Raw genomic sequence first — 22,484 nt, forward strand, 5'->3', positions numbered from 1 at the left:
TACTACTTTATAAACTACTTGATCTCTTCCGTTTTTTTACCAAAATCTTTTGGATAAATTAAAAACCTAGATAATATTAACCCCGGAATCGTTGCAATAAATACCCAAATAAAGAAATTTCCATACCCTAAATATTCTTGAATAAAGCCACTCAACATTCCTGGCAGCATCATTCCCAAAGCCATAAAACCAGTTGCGATTGCATAATGGGACGTTTTTGATTCTCCATCAGCAACATAAATTAAATACATCATAAAAGCTGCAAAACCAAAACCATAACCAAATTGCTCAGCGATAACGGTGATGTAGATGTAATAGATTGATGCGGGATGAAAATGGGCTAGCAATATAAAACCGATGATAGGCAAATGCATTGCTAATATCATTGGTAACATCCATTTGCCAAGGCCATCTTTTGAAATTGCAATTCCGCCCAAAATTCCGCCAATTGTCAAGGCCAATACACCAAATGTACCATAAATGATACCCACATCTTGGGTTGTCAAGCCTAAGCCCCCCACATTTATATCATCAATTAAGAAGGGTGTTAGCATTTTTAATAATTGAGATTCTCCCAAACGAAACAAGAGGATAAAGGCAAGCACGAGTCCGATTTGTTTCTTTTTAAAGAACGATCCGAAAACAACAAAGAAATTCTTTTTAGAATCCGAATAAGAAGCTTCAGCCACATTTGCTGCTTCAGATTTTGGTGTTGCAAAGTAATTGTAAACAGTCAAAATGGCCATAATAATTCCAACAATAATCATAGTATATGACCATGCTTTTTGTTTGTCTCCATATTCTTGTTCAAGGTATCCACCAATGATCACTATTAGTCCATTTCCGGTTAGCATTGATAAGCGATAAAACGTACTTCTAATTCCGAGAAAAAAAGATTGTTCTTCTTTTTGCAAAGCAATCATATAAAAACCATCACTAGCAACATCGTTTGATGCAGAGGCAAAGGCTGCCATCCAGAAGAAGGCAAGACTGATGATGAAAAAATGATTCATCGGAATAGAGAAACCGACAATTATGAAAGCAATCGAAATCAGTAGCTGCATGGCAATAAACCATTTTCTCTTGGTAGAATACAAATCAATAAAAGGACTCCATAAAGGTTTTACAACCCAAGGTAAATATAATAAGCTGGTGTAAATCCCGATATCCTCATTGCTTATGCCAAGATTTTTATACATTATTACCGATACCGCAATAATTATAGCATAAGGAAACCCAGATGCAAAATTAAGTACCGGAATCCAGTACCATGGCTTATTATTTTTCATCTGCAGTGATTTGGTTTTGAATCATTTTTAAATTTTTTGTAGTCGAAAGTAAGGTAGCTGCACTTTCGTTACCGTAATAGTCAATATAGGATATCGCACAGCTATTGTGTTTTTCCAAATAAACTTTTGGTAGACTGATGCTTACAGATCCTTTTTTATCTGTTATTGCTATTTTATTGATAATATTGGCAGGGTTAGAAACGTCAATAATAGTATTGTCTTTTAAACCATAAACGACTACATATCGCATAGTATCAAACTCTGGAAACTTCAAAATCACATCTGCAGTTTCATGATCTGTTGTAATGTCCCAAACTGTTGGGATATCTGCCACTCTAAATCGGAACCCTGGAACTACGTTCGGTAGAGCAGGGTATTTGTATTGATTTTCAGATAGAATTTTTGTTACTGCTTTGTTGTTGTTTACAAACCATTTTGCACTAAAAAAACCATTTCCTTGAATATTTTTATAGCTTCTATTCAAATTAATCTGATTCGGGATTTCGTATGGATTAGTCCACTTTTTATCGGAATCGGTATTTATTTTATACGAACTGTTTCCAATGTACACCGCTGCATTTCCATTTGAGTTTTCAGACCACCACTTTAATAACTTTGAATACGATGCTGTTTTATGATCGATACTCCAATATAATTGAGGTAAAATATAATCGACCCATTTGTATTCCATCCACGCCATAGGATCAGCAAATAAATCGTCATAATTTGTTTGTCCAGATTGGGTATCCGAGCCTTTTGGATCTACCGATTTATTTCTCCATACCCCAAAAGGGCTTATTCCAAACTGTACCCAAGGCTTTATTTTCTTGATAGCATAATTGGTGCACTTAACATAATTATTGGTATTGAGACGTCGCCAGTCAGCTAATGATAAACCATTTCCATATTTTCTGTAAGCGGTAAAATCATTAAAATCTTGACCAGCTATTTTATAAGGATAAAAATAATCATCCAAGTGAACAGCATCGATATCATAATTGCGCACAACTTCTTCTATTACAGAGACAAGTTGACTTTGCACTTCGGGTAAACCGGGATTGTAGTAGTATTTGTCCCCGTACTTAATCATCCAATCTGGATGTTTTACCATATCATGATTTGGACTCAAAGTCTCTTTCTTCAAATCAAAAGTAGCTCTAAACGGGTTGAACCATGCATGAAACTCAAAACCTCTTTGATGCGCTTGGGTAATCATCCATTCAAGTGGATCGTAATAAGGATCTGGTGCTTTACCTTCTTTTCCAGTTAAATAACGAGACCAAGGAGCAAATTTAGAAGGGTAAAATGCATCACCCACACTTCTTACTTGTACTATTACTACATTATAATTTAATTTTTTGTAGGTATCAAGAATTTCAATATAATCTGCTTTTTGCTTCGCTACCGCATCCAAACTACTTTTTGGCCAGTCAATATTTACTACAGTAGCAATCCATACCGCTCTAAATTCGTTTTTAGGGTGCATAGGATTTGGTTGTGCTGTCAAGGTCGAAAAAAAAGTTATAAGAAAGAAAAAAAGTACAACAATTGAAACGTTTTTAGTCATTTTTGGAAAATTTTTATCAAAATCAAAAATAGTTTTTTTAGAGTAGCTTTTGAGCCAAAATCAAAATATTATTCTCTAAAGATGCATGTACAATATCTTTGCCAAAATAGAATAAAAAAAGAGTAGAAAGATTAGGAACATTTTCCTGCTATACGTTTCAATATTTTTTTGAAACGCCAAAATTTCTAATGCAGGTAGCAAGAGCTTCCTACGGTCGCTTTGCCCCTACAAGAAATTTAAGCGTTTCTTCAAAATGATTTTCACTGCTATCAAGGTTAGGGGAATTATCGGAGATTAAAATCCAATCAAATACCAATACCTTGACTACTTGGTAGTTTCTAGCTTGTAAAATTCATTTTGCCAATCCATCGTTTTGATTGATGATACTTTATTGGCTGCATTCATTGTCATGCGAAGTTCTTTGTTTGCAACTGCTTTAGAATAGAGCGCTTTGTATCTGTATATTGTTGTCTGCGTCTCTGGATTTTTAAAGACTTCTACCAATTCGATATCATTAAATGTACCGTAGTAGCGACGGTATCTGTTGCAAATTTTTGAGAGCTTGTCAATTGTAATATTATTGATCACAGAATTTGTTGCTTCACTAGTTGTAAAAGGCTTAAATGTTGATGTATTGCAAGTCATCAAGATACGTTTCCCTAAATCGTAAGCTTTTCTCTTTTGCGCTACATTTACAGCTCGTGGTAATGTTTTTATAAAGTGAACTTTGTCTTTGTCAGCTTCTAATTCTTCTTCTTCTTTTGCTTCATCAATAGTTTCCTCTGTTTCCTGCGTAGATGTTTCAATCGGAATTTGAGTGGTTACAATTTTTTTGGATTTACAGGAGATAAATAAGGCGATAAAAAGTATAAAGGCTAATTTTTTCATTCTGGAATTTTTAATGTAGGTTAAATTTATAGGCTACAAAATTTAAAAACTGTCATATAATAACGACTAAAATCTAGATAGATTGTTTTAGCAAATTTAAGAAACGAAGTTACGAATTGCAATAAAAATTTTCTATTAAATGGTTCATTCCTATATAATAACTCAAAAAACAGCACCAAAGATGTAAAAACAGTAGTTGTTAATGTTATGTTTATTGTTCTGAAATTGTTTTAGTAATTTACTATTTTGTAAAGCACTCAAACCTTATAATTACTGATATTTTTTTTAAAAACATATTTTAAACAAATTTTCATTTCGCCAAAAATGTCTTATTTTAGCCTAAATAAATAACATTACCCATGATTACTGAAGTTCAATTTCAAGTAGAATTAAAAATATTAATTGCCAATGCTATTCGTGAAGATGTAGGCGATGGGGACCACAGTTCCTTAGCGTGCATACCAGCAGATGCTCAGGGAAAAGCGAAATTATTGGTAAAAGATGATGGAATTATTGCTGGAGTCGATTTTGCCAAAATGATTTTTGAATATGTTGATCCTAATTTGAAAGTGGAGACTTTTATTGAGGATGGTGCACAAGTGAAATTCGGAGATGTTGTTTTTCACGTTTCTGGAAGTTCACAGTCCATTTTAAAGGCAGAACGATTGGTTTTGAATTCGATGCAAAGAATGTCTGCAATCGCAACAAAAACCAATAGTTATGTACAATTATTGGCAGGAACAAATACGAAGATTTTAGATACTAGAAAAACTACGCCTAGTTTTAGAGTAGCAGAAAAATGGGCAGTAAAAATAGGAGGTGGTGAAAATCATCGCTTTGCACTATATGATATGGTTATGTTAAAGGACAATCATATCGATTTTGCTGGTGGTATTGAACTGGCAATTTCAAAAACTAAAGATTATTTGAAAGAGCAAAATCGTGACTTGAAAATAATTGTCGAAGCTAGAGATCTACAAGAAGTAAAAGAAATCCTTGCAGCCAAAGGGGTTTTTAGAATATTGTTAGATAATTTTGATTACGATATGACTAGGGAAGCAGTTGCATTGATTGGCAATTCATGTTTAACAGAATCATCAGGAAATATCAATGAAGATACTATTCGACAATATGCAGAATGTGGTGTAAACTATATTTCATCTGGTGCATTGACACATTCGATTTATAATATGGATTTAAGCTTAAAAGCAATTTAGATTTAACTCATAGCATAAAAAATAAACAATAAATGTCTGCAGAAATTGAAGCTATTATAAATCGTATTCCATTTGTCAAGAATTTGGTTAGTGGATTAAAGAAAATAAAACTTCCAAGGATGGAAGGGCTTACTTTGTATGACCTGTTAGAGTTATATGGATTGGGGATTACGGAGGGTGCTTTCTCAAATCGCGCTGGATCTATCGCCTTTAGTTTTTTTATGGCCTTGTTTCCTTTTGCCTTATTTATTTTGAATTTGATTCCATATATCCCAATTGAAGGTTTTCAACAAGATTTTTTGAGCTTTGTAGCCGATGGAGTACCTCCAAATACCTATCAAGCGATTGCTAGTATTGTCGATGATATATTGAATAACAGTCATACAGGCTTAATCTCAACGGGATTTATCTTGTCCATCTTTTTAATGGCCAATGGTTTGAATGCCATACTGGGAGGGTTTCAGAGATCAAATCATGTATTGCTGAAAAGGAGTTTTATTCAGCAGTATCTAGTAGCTGTTGGCTTGTCTCTCTTTTTATCATTTTTATTGATATTAACCGTTGCAGTGATAGTTGTTTTTGAGGTAATTATTCAACTACAAGCAGTTCAAGATATTTTAAGCGATAGTATTCCTCTTATTATTTTGGGACGTTATGTGTTTTTGGTGTTAATGATTTTGATTACGACCTCGATTCTGTTTAAATTTGGAACCAAAGACAAGTACAGAGGAGCATTTATTTCTAAAGCTTCAATTTTTAGTACAATACTAACAATTCTGACTTCCTATTTCTTCGGGATTTGGGTTATACATTTTTCTAAATACAATGAATTATATGGTTCTATCGGAACCTTATTAATAGTGATGTTCTATATCTGGATCAATTGCATGATTCTTCTTTTAGGTTTCGAATTGAATGCAACGATTTACAAACGCAGAGCGATTAATGAAAAAATGAGCACGAAAAAATTAGAAGATAACTAGTTATTTTGCCTTCTATCTGCTGTTTGCTAAAGATAAAAATATGATAAGAAATAGTGTTGCAATAATTCTCTTATTTGTGACCACTACCTTTTATTCTCAAGATGTTGTAGGGAAGTGGAAAAACATAGATGACGAGACAGGGAAATCAAAAGGTGTTGTTGAGATCTATAAGAAATCGGGTAAGATCTACGGAAAAGTAATCAGTATTTTAGTTCCTGGTCGTGAAGATGCTTTGTGTCAAAACTGTCAGGGCGAAGATGCAGATAAGCCAATTCTCGGTTTGACTATCATTAAGGGATTAGTAAAAGATGGTAAGGAATACAATTCAGGAGAGATTTTGGATCCTACCAATGGTAAACTTTACAGATGCCTAATTGAGTTAAAAGAGAAAGACAAATTAAAAGTACGTGGCTACATCGGTTTTGCACTTTTTGGTAGGACTCAATATTGGTACAGAGTTAAGTAATTTTTTGAAAACAACATATTCCTCAGAATTTAATATATAAAATAAATGCAATTTTTTGTTGAAGTTATAATGCCACTTTCATTGGCCAAAACCTTTACCTACAGTATTTCGGAAGAGGAGTATCACTTTATCAAAAAAGGAATGCGACTATCTGTCCCCTTTGGTAAAAATAAGATTTATACAGCTCTAGTAATAGATACGCATCAAAACAAACCAGATTTATATGATGCGAAGGAAATTCATCAAATATTAGATGAGAAACCAATCGTTACCGAAAAACAAATTGCGCACTGGCAATGGATTGCAACTTACTATATGTGTGCAATTGGTGATGTGTACCGTGCAGCGCTACCATCTGCTTTCTTGTTGGAAAGCGAAACATTAATTACTCAAAAACAAGATCAATTTATAGATGAATCTGAACTCACAGATGAGGAGTATCTTATTTATCAAGCATTACAGTTGCAATCCTCACTGAAGATTCAGGAAATTAGTGCCATTTTAAACAAAAAAACAGTTTTTCCGGTTATTCAGAAAATGATCGATAAAAATATCGTGGTCATCGAGGAAGAAATTCAGGAGACTTACAAACCCAAACTTGTTCGATATATAAGGTTACATTCTAAATATGATTCGAATGAAGGCTTAAACTTGTTATTAGAAATATTAAAAAACGCTGCGAAGCAGAAAGAAATTGTACTTGCTTATTTTCAACTTAGTGCTGTTGAAAAGAAACCAATAGCAGTAAAAAAATTAGTAGAAAAGGCCAATGTAAGTAGTGCCATAATAAGAGCATTGGTAGATAAAGAAATTTTTGAAGAATACTTAATTCAAGAGGATAGGGTACAATTCAAAGGCAAATCTTCTGATGAAGCCATCGTACTAAGTGAGGCACAACAAAATGCTTTCGTAACCATTAAAACAAGTTTTGAGACTAAAGATGTTTGTCTTTTACAAGGCGTAACCTCAAGTGGAAAAACAGAAATTTACATCAAGTTAATTGAAGGGTATTTACAAAGCGGAAAGCAAATATTATACCTTCTTCCAGAAATTGCACTCACAACGCAGCTTGTTGGACGATTGCGGACGTACTTTGGAAATAAAGTTGCTGTCTTTAATTCAAAATACAATAATAACGAACGCGTAGAAGTGTGGAATCAGGTATTACAATGTACAGAAAAAGCTCAAATTGTAATAGGTTCGCGCTCATCGCTATTTTTACCCTTCCAGGATCTTGGATTGATAGTGATTGACGAGGAGCATGAGCAAACTTTTAAACAGATGGATCCGGCACCTCGATATCATGCTCGTGATGCAGGTATTGTTTTAGCACATTTATACAAGGCCAAAGTTCTTTTGGGTTCTGCAACACCAAGTTTGGAAACCTACTATAATACACAAATAGACAAATATGGTTTGGCTACCATCACTGAAAGATTTGGGAAAGTAATGATGCCAGAAATAGAACTTGTTGATATTAAAGATAAGTACTTTCGAAAACAGATGACAGGGCATTTTAGTCAAATACTTATCGAAAGAATTACTAATGCTATTGCACTAGGCGAGCAGGTAATATTATTTCAAAATAGGAGAGGGTATTCGCCCTTGCTAGAGTGTATGACATGTGGTCATGTACCGCAATGCCAACAATGTGACGTAAGTCTAACCTATCACAAACACAAAAACCAATTGCGATGCCACTATTGTGGCTATTCTATATCAAAACCGACCAATTGCCATAACTGTTCAAGTATAGATTTGACAACAAAGGGATTTGGTACCGAACAGATTCAGCAAGAATTAGTGCAACTTTTTCCTAATGCCAAGATAGGTCGAATGGATCAAGATACTACTCGTGGAAAATTTAGCTTTGAGAAGTTTATTGATAGTTTTAAAAATCAAGAAATTGACATCTTGGTTGGAACCCAAATGTTGGCCAAAGGTTTGGATTTTGATAATGTAAGTCTGGTCGGAATAATGAATGCTGATAATATGTTATTTCATCCTGATTTTAGAGCTTTTGAAAGAAGTTTCCAGATGATGACTCAAGTAGCAGGCCGTGCTGGTCGATCAGTAAAACAAGGTAAGGTAATAATCCAGACATATAACCCAAATCATAATACAATTCAGCAAGTTACGCGTAACGACTATATTGGCATGTATAAGGAGCAATTGTATGATCGAAAGATTTACTATTACCCACCTTATTATAGAATTATAAAATTGACATTAAAGCAGAGAGAGTATAATAAATTGAATGAAGGTGCGATGTGGTTGTACAACCTACTGGTTCAGAATTTAAATATTTCGATTCTTGGACCTGAAGAACCGGCAATTAACCGCATTAGAAATGAATACATTCGTACGATCTTGATCAAAATCCCACAAGACAAGTCAATTAATGGCACAAAAAAAACTATCCAAAAAATATTGAATAGTTTTGATGCTGTACCGCAATACAAAGCGATTAAAGTAACAATTAACGTAGATTTTTATTAGTCTACAGTAAGTGCTCTTACAAGGTCTTCTTTTTTGTTTCTACTTAAAGGTATCTTAGTAGGACCTATTTCTGCAAATTTGCTATTGAAGCGCTCTACTTTATCGATATTGATAATATAAGATTTATGAACCCTTACGAATCTAGTTCCTGGTAAATCAGCTTCAAATGATTTCATAGTAGAGAGTACTAAATGACTGTCTTCTTCTGTAACCACTCTTACATAATCTCCAAATGCTTCAATCCATTTAATTCTAGAGGTAAAAATCTTTAACTTTTTTAAATTACTCTTGATGAAAATGTGTTCGCCCTCGTCATCCTTATTGTCGTTTTTGTATAAGTACTGATCTACAGCTCTTTTTACAGAAGCATTAAAGCGATCAATCGCAATAGGCTTTTGTAAGTAATCGGTAGCATCATAATCAAACGCTTTCATAGCATATTCTGCTTTGGAAGTAACAAAAATAATTTGAGGTTTAGTTTTTAAACCATCTAAGAAATCAAAACCGCTGATGACAGGCATTTCAATGTCCAGAAAGATTAAATCTACATTATGTATAGACATACAACTTTTGGCCTCAATTGCATTAGAAAAATCTCCTACTAAGTTAAGATTGGTATGATTATTCACTAACTTTGCAATTATCATCCGTTGTATAGAGCTATCATCTACAACTACGCAATTTAATTTCATGTTTTTTGTATTTAAGATTTGGTTTTGTAAAATTAGTATGTTTTTTTCGATAAAACTAATTTTTCGTCGACTTTATTTGCCTTTAAACGGACTTAAATGTATTTGGACGAATTTTTAACATTTGTCATTGTCTAATAAAAAATATTTACTACTTTTGCATCCAAATTAATAAAAACATATATTTTATGAATCATTATGAAACTGTTTTCATTTTAAATCCCGTTTTATCTGATGTTCAGGTAAAGGAAACAGTAAGCAAATTTGAAGATTTTCTTACTACTAGAGGGGCTACTTTTGTATCTAAAGAAGACTGGGGTCTTAAAAAGATGGCTTACGAAATCCAAAACAAGAAAAGTGGTTTTTATCACTTGTTCGAATTCAACGTTTCACCAGAAGTTTTAATTGCTTTTGAAACTGAATTTAGACGTGACGAAAGAGTTATGCGTTTCTTAACTGTAAGTCTTGACAAACATGCTATCTCTTGGGCTGAAAGAAGAAGAGCAAAACTTAAATCTCAAAAAGCTTAATTATTATGGCAACATTACAACAATCTGCTTCAGGAAAAAAAGACGGAGATATCAGATATCTTACTCCTTTAAATATAGAAACAAACAAACAAAAGAAATACTGTCGTTTTAAAAAATCTGGTATCAAGTATATCGATTATAAAGATGCTGATTTCTTATTGAAGTTCGTAAATGAGCAAGGAAAAATTCTTCCTCGTCGTTTAACAGGTACTTCATTAAAATACCAAAGAAAAGTGTCTGTAGCTGTTAAGCGTGCACGTCACTTAGCTTTAATGCCATACGTGGCCGATTTACTTAAATAATTAAAATCAGTTGTTGGTTTTCTGAAAATGAAACCTAACTTCTATAACAAAGGACAACAACATGGAACTTATATTAAAACAAGACGTTCAAAATTTAGGATTTAAAGACGATGTAGTAAACGTGAAAAACGGATACGGTCGTAACTTCTTAATTCCTCAAGGATTTGCTCATTTGGCAACTTCTTCTGCGAAAAAAGTATTAGCTGAAAACCTTAAACAAAGAGCTCACAAAGAAGCTAAAGTAGTTGCTGATGCGCAAGCAGTAGCAGAATCATTGAAAGCTATCGAAATTAAGATAACTGCAAAAGCAGGTGGTGAAAAATTATTCGGTTCAATCACGAATATTGATATCGCTGCTGCATTAGCAAAAGGTGGTCAAGAAATTGATAGAAAATTCATCACTAGTGGTATCGTTAAACGTACTGGTAAATACAACGCAAGCGTTCGTTTACATAGAGATGTAATTGTAGATTTACCTTATGAAATCGTTGCAGAATAATTAAGGTTTGTTAACTTTTGTTAACAATATTTTAATAAAATATTAAGAATCACTCTTCGGAGTGATTTTTTTTTGGCTATTTTTGAATAACACAACATAAAATAAGCTAAATGAAAAAAATTTTAAATTTATTGTTTTTAGTATTGGGGATGCAGCTAACTATCGCACAAACAACTACTTCGAGCATAAGAGGAACAGTAAAGAGTGCCACAGAAGAATTACTACCAGGTGCAACAATCTACGCAGTACACGCTCCTACGGGGACGAAATATTCTGCAATAACAAATGAAGATGGTCGTTACAATATGCTTAACATGCGAGTTGGGGGACCTTATAAGGTTATAGTATCATATATAGGATATGTTTCTCATACCTACAGTGAGGTTTTTTTAGAACTTGGAAAACCTTTTTTAATTGATGCTGTATTAAACGACGAAAGTCAACAGCTAGGAGAGGTTATTATAACGGGAACAAATAGTAAAGTTTTTGGTAGCGGAAGAACAGGTGCAGAAACAACTATTGGTAGAAAAGAAATAACTTCCTTACCTACAATTTCAAGATCTGCCGAAGATTTTACACGATTAGAGCCATCTGCTAGTGGAGGATCTTTTGGAGGTAGGAACGATCAATACAACAGTTATTCTTTAAACGGCGCTGTTTTTAATAATCCATTTGGATTAGATGCTGCTACTCCAGGTGGACAAACGGGTTCTCAGCCTATCTCACTTGATGCTATCGATCAAATTCAAGTAGCTACCGCTCCTTATGATGTTACATTATCAGGATTTACGGGAGCTTCTGTAAATGCCGTAACCAAATCAGGAACAAATGAATTTCACGGAACAGCCTATGCTTTTTTTAGAAATCAAGATTTGACAGGAAGTAAAATTAGAGGTGAAAAGATTTTTGTTCCTTCATTAGAGCAAACGCAAGCCGGTTTTAGTATCGGTGGTCCTATTATTAAAAATAAATTGTTCTTTTTTGCTAATTATGAAATTGATAAAAGAAGTGATTTAGGATCTAACTTTACCTCAAACAACGGTGATGGCGTTACTGGAATCAATGAGTCAAGGGTTTTAGAATCAGATTTAGTTGCTGTTTCTACAGCATTGTCAACTTTAGGTTATGATACAGGGGCTTATCAAGGGTTTACTCATAATTCTGATTCTAATAAAGGAATTATCAAGTTTGACTGGAATATTAATGATGATAACAAATTAGCAGTTATTTATAACTTTTTAGATGCATCCAAAGACAAGCCTGCCCATCCTACGGCACTAGGTTTTAGAGGACCAAATGCTTCCATCTTGCAATTTCAAAATTCAGGATACCAAATTAATAATAAACTAGATGCTTTTTTAGTTGAATTAAATTCTAAAATTAGTGAAACAGTTTCTAATAAATTACAAGCTGGTTATACACACTTTAATGATTTTAGAAATCCTTTCTCAAGTCCAGCTCCTGTAATTAATATTGAAGATGGATCTGGTGCTAATTATATAATTGCTGGTAATGAGCCATTTTCAATAAACAATACATTAGACCAAAAAGTAATCCAAATAACAAATAACTTGAGTTATATTACAGGAAATCATTCTTTTACTTTTGGAGCTTCTTTTGAAAAATACCAATTTAAAAATTCTTTTAACTTAGGTGGTTATGATAATTTTGGTAATCCAAATGGATATTATGGTACTTTTCCAGGGGCTTCTTATTCAAGTGTCGCTGCTTTTCTAGCAGATGCAGCTAATCCTTTTGCTACAAGTGCGATTGCGCAAAATTTACAATATGCTCAAGATACTGATGTAACAAAAAACTCTTTTGCTGTCGGTCAAGATAGTGGTTGGAAGTTAGCTGAACTTAATGTTGGTCAATTTGCATTGTATGCACAAGATGATTGGAATATCACTGAAACATTTAAATTAGCTTTAGGGTTGAGAATTGACAAGCCGTTGTATTTTAATACGTCTGATATGATTCAAAAATATATTGATACTGATAACGGAGCTTCAAGAACAAATAGTACATTATATTACAATCCTCAAACGGGAGCTAATGAGCAGTTAATATCTACTACGCTTCCAAGTAATAAATTATTATGGTCACCAAGGTTAGGTTTCAACTGGGATGTTACTGGTGATAAAACAACGCAATTACGAGGAGGAACAGGTATATTTACTGGTAAATTGCCATTTGTATGGTTAGGGAATCAGGTAAGTGGATCAGACGATGGCTTTTTTCAAATAATGGATAAAGATTTTAAATGGCCACAAGTATGGAGATCAAGTTTAGGTTTAGATCATAAATTCGAAAATAATTATATTGCTACTCTTGATGTGTCCTATAATAAAGATAGTAATGGCGTTCATGTTCAAAATTGGGGATTAGTTAATCCTACAAGTGTTTTAGTAGGTGCTGATAAAAGAGCGATTTATAGTGCAACAGATAAAGGTGCAAATAATGCTTATGTAATGACAAATTCAAATAAAGGGTATGTTTTCAACACATCTGTCAAAGTTCAAAAAACATTTGATAACGGTTTGTATACTAGTTTCGCCTATAACTATTTAGTTTCAAAAGATGTGAACTCCATTGAAGCTGAAATTACTGGAGATGCCTTTGCGTTTAATCCTGCCCTAGGAAATGTGAACGATGCTGTTTTATCTAATTCTAAGTACGGTGATAAACATCGTTTTATTGGAGTTGCCTCAAAGAAATGGAAATATGGTAAGAATGATAAATGGGCAACTTCGGTTTCTACATTCTTTGAGTATGCTCGTGGTGGTCGTTTTAATTATATTTACGGTGGAGATATTAATAATGACGGATTAACAACTAATGATTTACTTTATGTTCCGACAACTGCAGAGATAGCTACAATGACTTTTACAGGTGGAGCTGCTCAAGGTGAAGCATTTGATAAGTTTATTAATCAAGATGATTATTTGAGCAGTATAAGAGGACAATATACAGAGCGTTATGGTGCGCTATCGCCATGGAGAGGAAAATGGGATATGAAATTAATTCAGGACTATAACTTCAAACCTAGTTCTGGATCTGATAAAATAAATACCATTCAATTTAGTATTGATGTTTTAAATATCGGAAATTTACTGAATTCAGATTGGGGGTTAGTTCAAGTTCCTACAAGCGTGCAGCCAATTGGTGTGACTCTTGATGAGGCAACTAAGACAATACCAACATACACTTTTAATGGTACACAAACTAAAACATTTAACTACGATGCTAGTTTATTGTCAAGATGGCAAGCGCAGTTTGGAATAAGATATATTTTCTAAGACTTAGCTAAAATTTTTTTTTTGAAAAGCCTTCTTGCAAAAGAGGGCTTTTCTATTTTTATATTTTAAATTTGCACGTTCTTGAACGAATGTTTATTCGATAATAGTATTTTAAATAAAAATAAGTAGATGAAATATAGCAGACTTACAAAGGAGCAATTTGAAGAATTAACGCAGGAGTTTACCAACTTCTTGGCAACACAAACGATTGATAAAGCAGAATGGGATAAAATTAAAGCTGAAAAACCTGATGTAGCCGAGCAAGAACTAGATGTTTTCTCTGATTTGATTTGGGAAGGAGTTCTTAATAAGGCCGAATATTTAGAGCATTTTTCTAAAAATCACATTTTTCTCTTTCAAACCTTTGATACGTATATCAATTCAATTGTTTTAAAATCACTAGTACCCGAAGTAGATTTCTTGACAAATGAAGGTCTGCAATGGTTGAGTGACAACATGTTTAAAGATACGATCGAAATGAAAGTGGGTAAAAAAGAATTTTCAGATGAACGTAACGTTTCCTTATTTGCGCTTATTCAGCAAGGTGCATTTTTAAGTGACGGACAATTATACAAGCAAATAAATACGATTATTGAATCGTAATTTTGGCATTATTTCTTTTAAATTGGTTATTTTAGTACGCAAAATTAAATACTAAAATAGCCAATTTTTTTTATGGATATGCTACCTAAAATACTTTTGTTAAGAGAAGAACTTAATCAGCACAATCACAATTACTACGTTCTCGATACTCCCGAAATTTCTGATTTTGATTTTGATTTAAAGTTAAAAGAGCTTCAAGAATTAGAACAAAGTAATCCGCAATTCTTTGATGTTAATTCGCCAACGCAAAGAGTTGGAGGAGGAATTACCAAAAATTTCGTGACGGTAGCGCATGAGCAACGTATGTATTCTTTGGATAATTCTTATTCGAAAGAGGATTTGTTAGAGTGGGAAAAACGTCTGCAAAAGCAATTAGGTGAAGTGTCGTTGCAGTATACATGCGAGTTAAAATATGATGGTGCTTCAATGAGTATTACCTATGAAAAGGGGCGATTAATTCGTGCCGTTACTCGTGGAGATGGATTTCAAGGTGATGATGTGACCAATAATATAAAAACAATTCGCTCTATACCGTTAAAATTAAAAGGTAATTATCCTCCTAAATTCGATATTCGTGGTGAAATTATATTGCCATTTAAAGGTTTCGAAAAAATGAATCAGGATTTGATCGAAATAGGGGAGACACCTTATTCAAACCCTAGAAATACTGCTTCGGGGAGTTTAAAATTGCAAGATAGCGCCGAAGTTGCAAAACGACCGTTGGATTGTTTGCTGTATTCAATAGTTGGCGAAAACTTACCATTTAATTCGCAATTTGAAGGTTTGGAAACAGCTAGAGAATGGGGGTTTAAAGTTCCCGCTGCCGCTAAATTGGCAAACAACTTAGATGAAGTTTTTAACTTTATTGATTATTGGGACGTACACCGTCATAAATTACCTTATGAGACTGACGGAGTTGTAGTAAAAGTGAATAATCACCACTATCAAGAAGAATTAGGATACACCGCCAAATCTCCTCGTTGGGCAATTGCTTATAAATTTAAGTCAGAACAAGTTGCTACAGTATTAAATTCTATATCCTATCAAGTAGGAAGAACTGGGGCGATTACTCCTGTTGCAAATCTTGAGCCAGTCCAATTGGCGGGAACAGTTGTAAAACGTGCTTCGCTACATAATGCTGATCAAATAGAAAAATTAGATATACGCGTAGGTGATACTGTCTTTGTCGAAAAAGGAGGAGAGATTATACCTAAAATTATAGCGGTTGATTTATCACAACGTCCCTCATCTGCAGAACACACTTTATATATTACACATTGTCCAGAATGCGAATCTGAACTAGTGCGTCTAGAAGGAGGAGCAAATCACTATTGTCCAAATTTTTACGGTTGCCCTCCGCAAATAATTGGTCGTATTCAACATTACATCTCTCGCAAAGCTATGGATATTGAAGGGTTGGGAGGTGAAACCGTAGCACTGCTGTATAACAATGGCTTGGTGCAAAATTATGCCGATTTATATACGCTTAATGTAGATCAAATTGTTCCCTTGGAAAGAATGGCGCAAAAATCTGCTGAGAATTTGGTGAAAGGGGTAAACGAATCCAAAAGTATTCCGTTTGAACGTGTATTGTATGCGTTAGGGATTCGATTTGTGGGTGAGACAGTAGCCAAAAAATTAGCGAAGCATTATAAAAACATTGATGCCTTGTCTCAAGCAACTTTAATGGACTTGATTTTGGTGGATGAAATTGGAGAGCGTATTGCACAAAGTGTTATTGACTTTTTTGAAAACGACGAAAACCGTTTGATAATTGAACGCTTGAAAGAATATGGAGTTCAATTTGAGATCGTTGAAAAGGTGAATTTAAACGCTACCAATATTCTTGAAGGGAAAGTTTTCGTTGTTTCGGGTGTTTTTACTCAATTTTCACGTGACGATTTGAAAAAAGCTATCGAAGATAATGGTGGAAAAGTTGGTAGCTCAATTTCCTCAAAAACTCATTATGTGCTAGCTGGTGATAATATGGGCCCTGCAAAACTTGACAAAGCAAACAAATTAAATATTCCTATAATCTCTGAGATAGAATTCATGGAGATGCTAAAGAAATGATGGTAAATTCAATATCTATACTGAATCAAATCTTAAAGTTTGTTATATCTTAAAAAAATAATGTAGGCAGAATTAGTTTTGTAAGTAGATGTGTAAGAGTAGATAAGTTAGTTGATATTTCTATCAAATAGACCTTATTTACTGGGTATAATTATAGGAATAAATTATCTCTTATAGCCCCGATTGAAGTGGTATCCTCTTGCTCCCAAATTTTGGGGAGGAAGAGATAAAGCTGAAAGCGGGTACAATCGTGATCTAAAATAGGTTGTTGTGCTCCTTAAATTAAAATTGGTCATAATAAGTAGGGGCTTCCTATTTTCAAACTTCGTACCTTTGCACCTTAGAAAATTAGAAGAAATGATTAAAATAGGAAAATACAATGCGCTGAAGATTTTAAGAGATACCCAAGTGGGGTTGTTTTTGGGTGATGCCGAAAAAGATCCTGAAGGTATTCATGACGTGCTTTTACCTAATAAATATGTACCAAATGTTTTTGAAATAGGAGAAGAACTTATTGTTTTTGTTTACCTAGATCATGAACAACGTCCTGTGGCAACTACTCTAGAGCCTTATATTTTATTGAATGAATTTGCGCTGTTGCGTGTGAACTATACCAATCAAATTGGTGCTTTTATGGACTGGGGAATGGAGAAAGACATTCTGGTTCCTTTTAAAGAGCAAGCACGTCCTATGGAAAAAGGAAAGCGATACTTGGTTTACTTGTACATGGACGAAAAGACAAATCGTTTAGTAGCTTCGAGTAAGACAAATCAGTTTTTGAAAAACGAAGTATTGACAGTTGAAAAAGGTGAGGAAGTTGATTTGATTGTTTCTCATATCACTGAGATTGGTATTAATGTTATCATTAACGAGCAACATAAGGGATTACTGTACAAAGATGAAGTTTATGATGACGCTATTCGTACGGGTGATCGTATGAGAGGTTTTATAAAAAATATACGACCAGATAATAAGATTGATGTAGCATTACAGGAACAAGGATACGCAAGTATAGAACCAAATGCAGATTTAATTCTGAATGAACTGCGCGCTAGCCGTGGCTTTTTGAGACTAAATGACAAATCACATCCTGAAGATATAAAAACCGTGTTGAAAATGAGTAAAAAGATTTTCAAAAAAGCAATTGGTGCTCTGTATAGAGAGAAATTGATCGAAATAAAAGAAGACGGTATTTACTTGGTCGAGTCGGCATTGTAGTAAAAAAAAGAAAGACTAATCAATTTGATTAGTCTTTCTCTTATTTAGTAGCATTTCGTAATCTTGAAATGCAATAATTTTAATAAATGGAAACCCAATCTGCCGTTTCCTTTTTGTAAATTTTCTTTATCTTTTTAAACTTCCAAAATTATTACAATACCTTTCTACAAAATAGCCGTTGGTTTTTAATAACGTCTTTAGATTGTACTTCTTCATTTTAATGATTTACAAAATCAAGTATAGTAATCTAACTTTTAACCTTTGGTGTTTCCAGAGTAAATTGAAATCAATCTTAGCGTTCCCTGTTGAGGCTCTTTTCTTCCGAATGTTATATTTAGTACCGTACAAAAAAGAGTGATAAAGTGTGATGTGTTTCTCAAAAATTCTTTTTTTAGGTTAATAATTCAGTGAAATTATAAATAGTTAGTCGGTAATCTTATTATTAATCTATGCTTTAACTAACTATGTCTAAGGTACTCATAAAAAAGTGTTCTACAATGCAAAAAGTAATTTTATTAATTGAATTTTAACAGTTGAGCACGATTAACGCGATAAGGATTACCATATTTTAGAAATTCATAGCCATCAACAAGCTAATCTGCTCATTTCTAAATTATGAAGATCGAATACTCTCTGATTTAGTCACTATTTCCTGAATGATTGTATCTAGCTCATTACTTGAGATGATAATATTTTCGATAAAAAATTTCTTTTCCTCATCAGTAAGGCTAAAATCTTTTAATAAGTAGGTAATTGCCATTAATCTAGAAAGCGGTGCTCTAACCACATGCGACTGTATCCAGGTAATCTCTTTCAACAGTTCGTTCTGCTTATCAATTTTTTCATAATGCTCAATACTTTTTTTAAAGCTTTCATCAAGACCTTTAAAAAGTTGTGGAACCAAAGCAGACATCAGTAAGCTCAGGAATATTAGGTTAGAGAACACAGCAAATAAGACAGTAGATTCAAATATTATTGCTGGGTCTGGTAAAATGTTATTTGAGATAAGAACGATATATGTTACAGATATAGCAATATTGATATATGCTGGAGTGTACTGGTTGTCGAAAGTAAAAATGAACAAGGATAGGAAGCAAGTTGCTAGTAGAAACAAAGTACTGTTTAGCCCCGCATAGTAAACAAGGAACGTACTTAAGGTATAAGCAGTCGTTATAAATATCGTTTTTCGATTTTTTAAGGGGATATTTTTTTTGAAAGCAATAATGCAGGTTAGTAAAACTGCGGCTATATCAACAATAATCATAGTGTACAATTCCATTTTGTACGACCATATCAGTGATGGAATCAATGCAATTAAACTGAGTGGTAAAATATAAAGTATGGTATTTGCAAACATATCATCTTGCCAATATTTTAAATCTTTCTTTTTTGAGCAAGAGATTAAGATATTATTTCTGATGTAAGTAGCATATTTTAACCATAAATTCATTGGTCTGGTAGTGGTTATAAGGTTGGCTATCATGGTAAATATAACGAATTTTAACCAGAAAAGCCAAAATATCTTACGTTTAAATGGGGTTTGCTTTGAATCATTTGGTCATTTAATGACTAAATAAAAAGCTGGATACCCAAAATGCAAAGAAAATGATTTAATTTTACGCTATCAATTTAAAAACAGAATGACAATGGATTGGATTACTGCCAAAGAATACGAAGATATCACCTATAAGAAGTGCAATGGAGTTGCCAGAATTGCTTTTAATCGTCCTAATGTACGCAATGCTTTTCGACCGAAAACAACTTCAGAATTGTATGATGCTTTTTACAATGCACAAGAAGATACTTCTATTGGAGTTGTTTTACTTAGTGCAGAAGGACCTTCTACAAAAGATGGTGTTTATTCTTTTTGCAGTGGAGGTGACCAAAATGCGCGTGGACATCAAGGGTATGTAGGAGAAGATGGTCAACACCGTTTAAATATATTAGAGGTGCAGCGTTTAATACGTTTTATGCCAAAAGTCGTGATTGCTGTTGTTCCAGGATGGGCTGTTGGTGGTGGTCACAGTCTTCATGTAGTTTGCGATATGACATTGGCTAGTAAAGAGCATGCTATTTTTAAACAAACAGATGCCGATGTAACAAGTTTTGACGGAGGTTATGGATCTGCGTATTTGGCTAAAATGGTGGGTCAAAAGAAAGCAAGAGAAATTTTCTTTCTAGGACGAAATTATTCTGCTCAAGAAGCATTTGAAATGGGAATGGTCAATGCTGTAATACCACACGATGAATTAGAAGATACTGCCTATGAATGGGCGCAAGAAATATTAGCTAAATCACCTACGTCAATCAAAATGTTGAAGTTTGCAATGAACTTGACAGATGACGGTATGGTTGGTCAACAAGTTTTTGCAGGCGAAGCTACAAGATTAGCCTATATGACAGAAGAAGCAAAGGAGGGTAGAAATGCTTTCTTGGAGAAGAGAAAACCAAATTTTGAGAAAAAATGGTTACCATAATAATTACAACTTTTATATAATTATAAGTTGTACAGTCTTTAGATGACGAAATAAAATAAATAAAATGAAACATTGGATTGAAGCCGCAAGATTGCGCACTTTACCATTATCTGTATCTGGAATAATTGTTGGAAGTATGTACGCGCTCTCACATCCTACAGCCATAGAATTAACTCCTTCAGACGTATTTGATTGGAATATTTTCGGTTTTGCACTTCTTACAACATTAGGCTTGCAGGTATTGTCAAATTTTGCCAATGATTATGGAGATGGAGTGAAGGGAACCGACAATGATGATCGTGTTGGACCAAAACGCGCTATTCAAAGTGGGATCATTACCGCTCCTGCCATGAAGAAGGCTATAATGATCACCTCAATATTAACATTAATTGCGGCAGTATCTTTAATATACTATTCCTTTGGTCAGGACAATGTAGTTTATTCTGTATTCTTTTTGATATTGGGTATATTGGCAATTATATCGGCTATTCGTTACACAGTTGGTAACTCTGCTTATGGGTACAAAGGATATGGGGATTTATTTGTATTTGTATTTTTTGGTCTTGTGAGTACTTTGGGTGTCAATTTTTTATATTCAAAAGAACTTGATGTCTTACTTTTTCTTCCTGCTACAGCTATTGGATTGCTAAGCGTTGGAGTTTTGAATTTAAATAACATGCGAGATGAGGAGTCGGATAGAAAATCAAATAAGAATACAATCGTAGTTAAACTGGGAGGAGCAAAAGCCAGAATTTATCACTATTTCTTGATCATATCAGCAATGGTTTTGGTCTTACTATTTGCCATTTTAGAGGACTTTAACTTTGATCAATACCTGTTTTTATTAGCCTATATACCTTTAATTAAACATTTAAGTGTCGTGTCTAAGAATAAGAACCCTAAAGAATTAGATCCAGAATTAAAAAAAGTAGCTTTAAGTACTTTCGTACTTTCAGTTTTACTTTCGTTAGGAATGATTTTCTTTTTTTCAGACATCGTTGTGAATCTTTTTCTTGGCGGTAGATAACTGAAAAAAATTTCTGTGAAATTACAACTGAAGTTATTTTACAAATTAAAATAAGAACGATTACTGCAAAGGCAGTTTAAGATATAGTAGTAATACATAAAATTAAAGTCATGAAAATTACATTTTACGGACATGCATCCTTAGGTATTCAGGTAGGAGATATAAACATCATCGTTGATCCTTATATTTCTGCTAACCCTGCGGCGGCACATATTGATATTGAAACTCTGAATGCAGATTATATTCTATTGACTCACGCTCATGGTGATCATATATTGGATGTAGAGGCAATTGCCAAACGTACCAATGCAGTTATAGTTTCTAATGCAGAAATTGCTGACTATTATGGAGCTAAAGGCTTTACAACGCATCCTATGAATCACGGCGGTAGCTGGGAATTTGAATTTGGAAAAGTTAAATATGTGAATGCGATTCATTCGAGTTCCTTTCCAAACGGTGCTAATGGCGGTAATCCTGGAGGTTTTGTGATCGAAGGAGAGCGTAAAAACATCTATATCGCAGGTGATACAGCTTTGACAATGGATATGAAATTGATTCCAATGCGTACCAAACTTGATTTAGCTATTTTACCAATCGGAGATAACTTTACGATGGACGTCGAGGATGCTATCTTGGCTTCAGATTTTGTAGAATGCGATAAAATTTTGGGGTATCATTACGATACGTTCGGTTATATCGAAATCAATCATAAAGAAGCTATTCAGAAGTTTTTCGATAAAAATAAAGATTTGATGTTGCTAGGAATTGGCGAAAGCATCGAATTATAAAAATAAGGAGCTGGATCCAGCTGTACGCTATATCTCTAGTGGTGAACCCCACCACTAGAGGATGCCGCTA

The 22,484-nt window shown here is 33.8% G+C and carries 19 protein-coding genes; 14 read left to right on the forward strand and 5 right to left on the reverse strand.

From position 1 onward, the window contains the following. Positions 1-14: 14 nt before the first annotated feature. The 3 genes from LXH21_RS13885 to LXH21_RS13895 all read right to left on the reverse strand — a co-directional run bounded on the left by LXH21_RS13885 (position 15) and on the right by LXH21_RS13895 (position 3,744). Positions 15-1,289: an MFS transporter gene (locus tag LXH21_RS13885; protein ID WP_239867063.1), complete on the reverse strand. Its 1,275-nt coding sequence runs from the start codon at positions 1,287-1,289 to the stop codon at positions 15-17. Further along, positions 1,279-2,856, reverse strand: coding sequence for a glycoside hydrolase family 10 protein (locus LXH21_RS13890; protein ID WP_239867066.1), 1,578 nt, complete (start codon positions 2,854-2,856; stop codon positions 1,279-1,281). The genes LXH21_RS13885 and LXH21_RS13890 overlap by 11 nt, the downstream gene beginning before the upstream one ends. A gap of 324 nt (positions 2,857-3,180) precedes the next feature. Next, positions 3,181-3,744: a hypothetical protein gene (locus tag LXH21_RS13895; RefSeq protein ID WP_239867069.1), complete on the reverse strand. Its 564-nt coding sequence runs from the start codon at positions 3,742-3,744 to the stop codon at positions 3,181-3,183. A gap of 359 nt (positions 3,745-4,103) precedes the next feature. Here LXH21_RS13895 and nadC point away from each other — a divergent pair, with 359 nt between their 5' ends. The 4 genes from nadC to priA are packed head-to-tail and all read left to right on the forward strand — an operon-like array spanning position 4,104 to position 8,909. Then, positions 4,104-4,961 (forward strand): carboxylating nicotinate-nucleotide diphosphorylase, encoded by an 858-nt coding sequence (gene nadC / locus LXH21_RS13900; RefSeq protein ID WP_239867072.1) that lies wholly within the window; start codon positions 4,104-4,106, stop codon positions 4,959-4,961. Positions 4,962-4,993: 32 nt separating this feature from the next. Next, on the forward strand, positions 4,994-5,944 hold the full coding sequence (locus LXH21_RS13905; RefSeq protein WP_239867075.1) for a YihY/virulence factor BrkB family protein: 951 nt from the start codon (positions 4,994-4,996) through the stop codon (positions 5,942-5,944). Positions 5,945-5,984: 40 nt separating this feature from the next. After that, positions 5,985-6,410 (forward strand): DUF2147 domain-containing protein, encoded by a 426-nt coding sequence (locus LXH21_RS13910; RefSeq protein ID WP_239867078.1) that lies wholly within the window; start codon positions 5,985-5,987, stop codon positions 6,408-6,410. 45 nt (positions 6,411-6,455) lie between these two features. Then, the gene (gene priA / locus LXH21_RS13915) at positions 6,456-8,909 is read left to right on the forward strand and encodes a replication restart helicase PriA (protein WP_239867080.1); all 2,454 of its coding nucleotides are present in this window, start codon (positions 6,456-6,458) and stop codon (positions 8,907-8,909) included. Here priA and LXH21_RS13920 read toward each other — a convergent pair. Beyond that, positions 8,906-9,601: a LytR/AlgR family response regulator transcription factor gene (locus LXH21_RS13920; RefSeq protein WP_239867083.1), complete on the reverse strand. Its 696-nt coding sequence runs from the start codon at positions 9,599-9,601 to the stop codon at positions 8,906-8,908. The two genes, priA and LXH21_RS13920, sit on opposite strands and share 4 nt — an antisense overlap. 185 nt (positions 9,602-9,786) lie before the next feature. On the opposite strand from LXH21_RS13920, the gene rpsF reads away from it, so the two are divergent. From rpsF to LXH21_RS13955, 7 genes are all read left to right on the forward strand, one after another. Next, entirely contained in the window at positions 9,787-10,128 is a 342-nt protein-coding gene (rpsF, locus tag LXH21_RS13925) for a 30S ribosomal protein S6 (protein ID WP_239867086.1), read from the forward strand. Between the two features lie 5 nt (positions 10,129-10,133). Further along, positions 10,134-10,430: a 30S ribosomal protein S18 gene (gene rpsR / locus LXH21_RS13930; protein ID WP_066077030.1), complete on the forward strand. Its 297-nt coding sequence runs from the start codon at positions 10,134-10,136 to the stop codon at positions 10,428-10,430. Between the two features lie 61 nt (positions 10,431-10,491). Continuing rightward, positions 10,492-10,929: a 50S ribosomal protein L9 gene (rplI, locus tag LXH21_RS13935; RefSeq protein ID WP_239867089.1), complete on the forward strand. Its 438-nt coding sequence runs from the start codon at positions 10,492-10,494 to the stop codon at positions 10,927-10,929. A 110-nt stretch (positions 10,930-11,039) separates the two neighbouring features. Continuing rightward, positions 11,040-14,228: a TonB-dependent receptor gene (locus tag LXH21_RS13940; RefSeq protein WP_239867092.1), complete on the forward strand. Its 3,189-nt coding sequence runs from the start codon at positions 11,040-11,042 to the stop codon at positions 14,226-14,228. A 129-nt stretch (positions 14,229-14,357) separates the two neighbouring features. Next, a complete protein-coding gene (locus LXH21_RS13945) occupies positions 14,358-14,831 on the forward strand; it encodes a DUF6495 family protein (protein ID WP_239867095.1) in 474 nt (157 codons plus the stop codon). Positions 14,832-14,903: 72 nt separating this feature from the next. Continuing rightward, entirely contained in the window at positions 14,904-16,904 is a 2,001-nt protein-coding gene (ligA, locus tag LXH21_RS13950; RefSeq protein WP_239867098.1) for an NAD-dependent DNA ligase LigA, read from the forward strand. Between the two features lie 357 nt (positions 16,905-17,261). Then, positions 17,262-18,122, forward strand: a complete 861-nt coding sequence (locus LXH21_RS13955) for a CvfB family protein (RefSeq protein WP_239867101.1) — start codon at positions 17,262-17,264, stop codon at positions 18,120-18,122. 613 nt (positions 18,123-18,735) lie between these two features. Here the strand turns inward: LXH21_RS13955 and LXH21_RS13960 are convergent. Continuing rightward, on the reverse strand, positions 18,736-19,605 hold the full coding sequence (locus LXH21_RS13960; protein WP_239867104.1) for a hypothetical protein: 870 nt from the start codon (positions 19,603-19,605) through the stop codon (positions 18,736-18,738). 163 nt (positions 19,606-19,768) lie between these two features. On the opposite strand from LXH21_RS13960, the gene LXH21_RS13965 reads away from it, so the two are divergent. The 3 genes from LXH21_RS13965 (at position 19,769) to LXH21_RS13975 (ending at position 22,414) form a co-directional block, all read left to right on the forward strand. Further along, positions 19,769-20,599, forward strand: a complete 831-nt coding sequence (locus LXH21_RS13965; RefSeq protein ID WP_239867106.1) for a 1,4-dihydroxy-2-naphthoyl-CoA synthase — start codon at positions 19,769-19,771, stop codon at positions 20,597-20,599. Positions 20,600-20,663: 64 nt separating this feature from the next. Next, on the forward strand, positions 20,664-21,626 hold the full coding sequence (gene menA, locus LXH21_RS13970) for a 1,4-dihydroxy-2-naphthoate octaprenyltransferase (protein WP_239867109.1): 963 nt from the start codon (positions 20,664-20,666) through the stop codon (positions 21,624-21,626). Positions 21,627-21,736: 110 nt separating this feature from the next. Continuing rightward, positions 21,737-22,414 (forward strand): metal-dependent hydrolase, encoded by a 678-nt coding sequence (locus LXH21_RS13975; RefSeq protein ID WP_239867112.1) that lies wholly within the window; start codon positions 21,737-21,739, stop codon positions 22,412-22,414. Positions 22,415-22,484: the final 70 nt, after the last annotated feature.

It is taken from the genome of Flavobacterium algicola, from assembly GCF_022399565.1.
Lineage (GTDB): Bacteria > Bacteroidota > Bacteroidia > Flavobacteriales > Flavobacteriaceae > Flavobacterium > Flavobacterium algicola.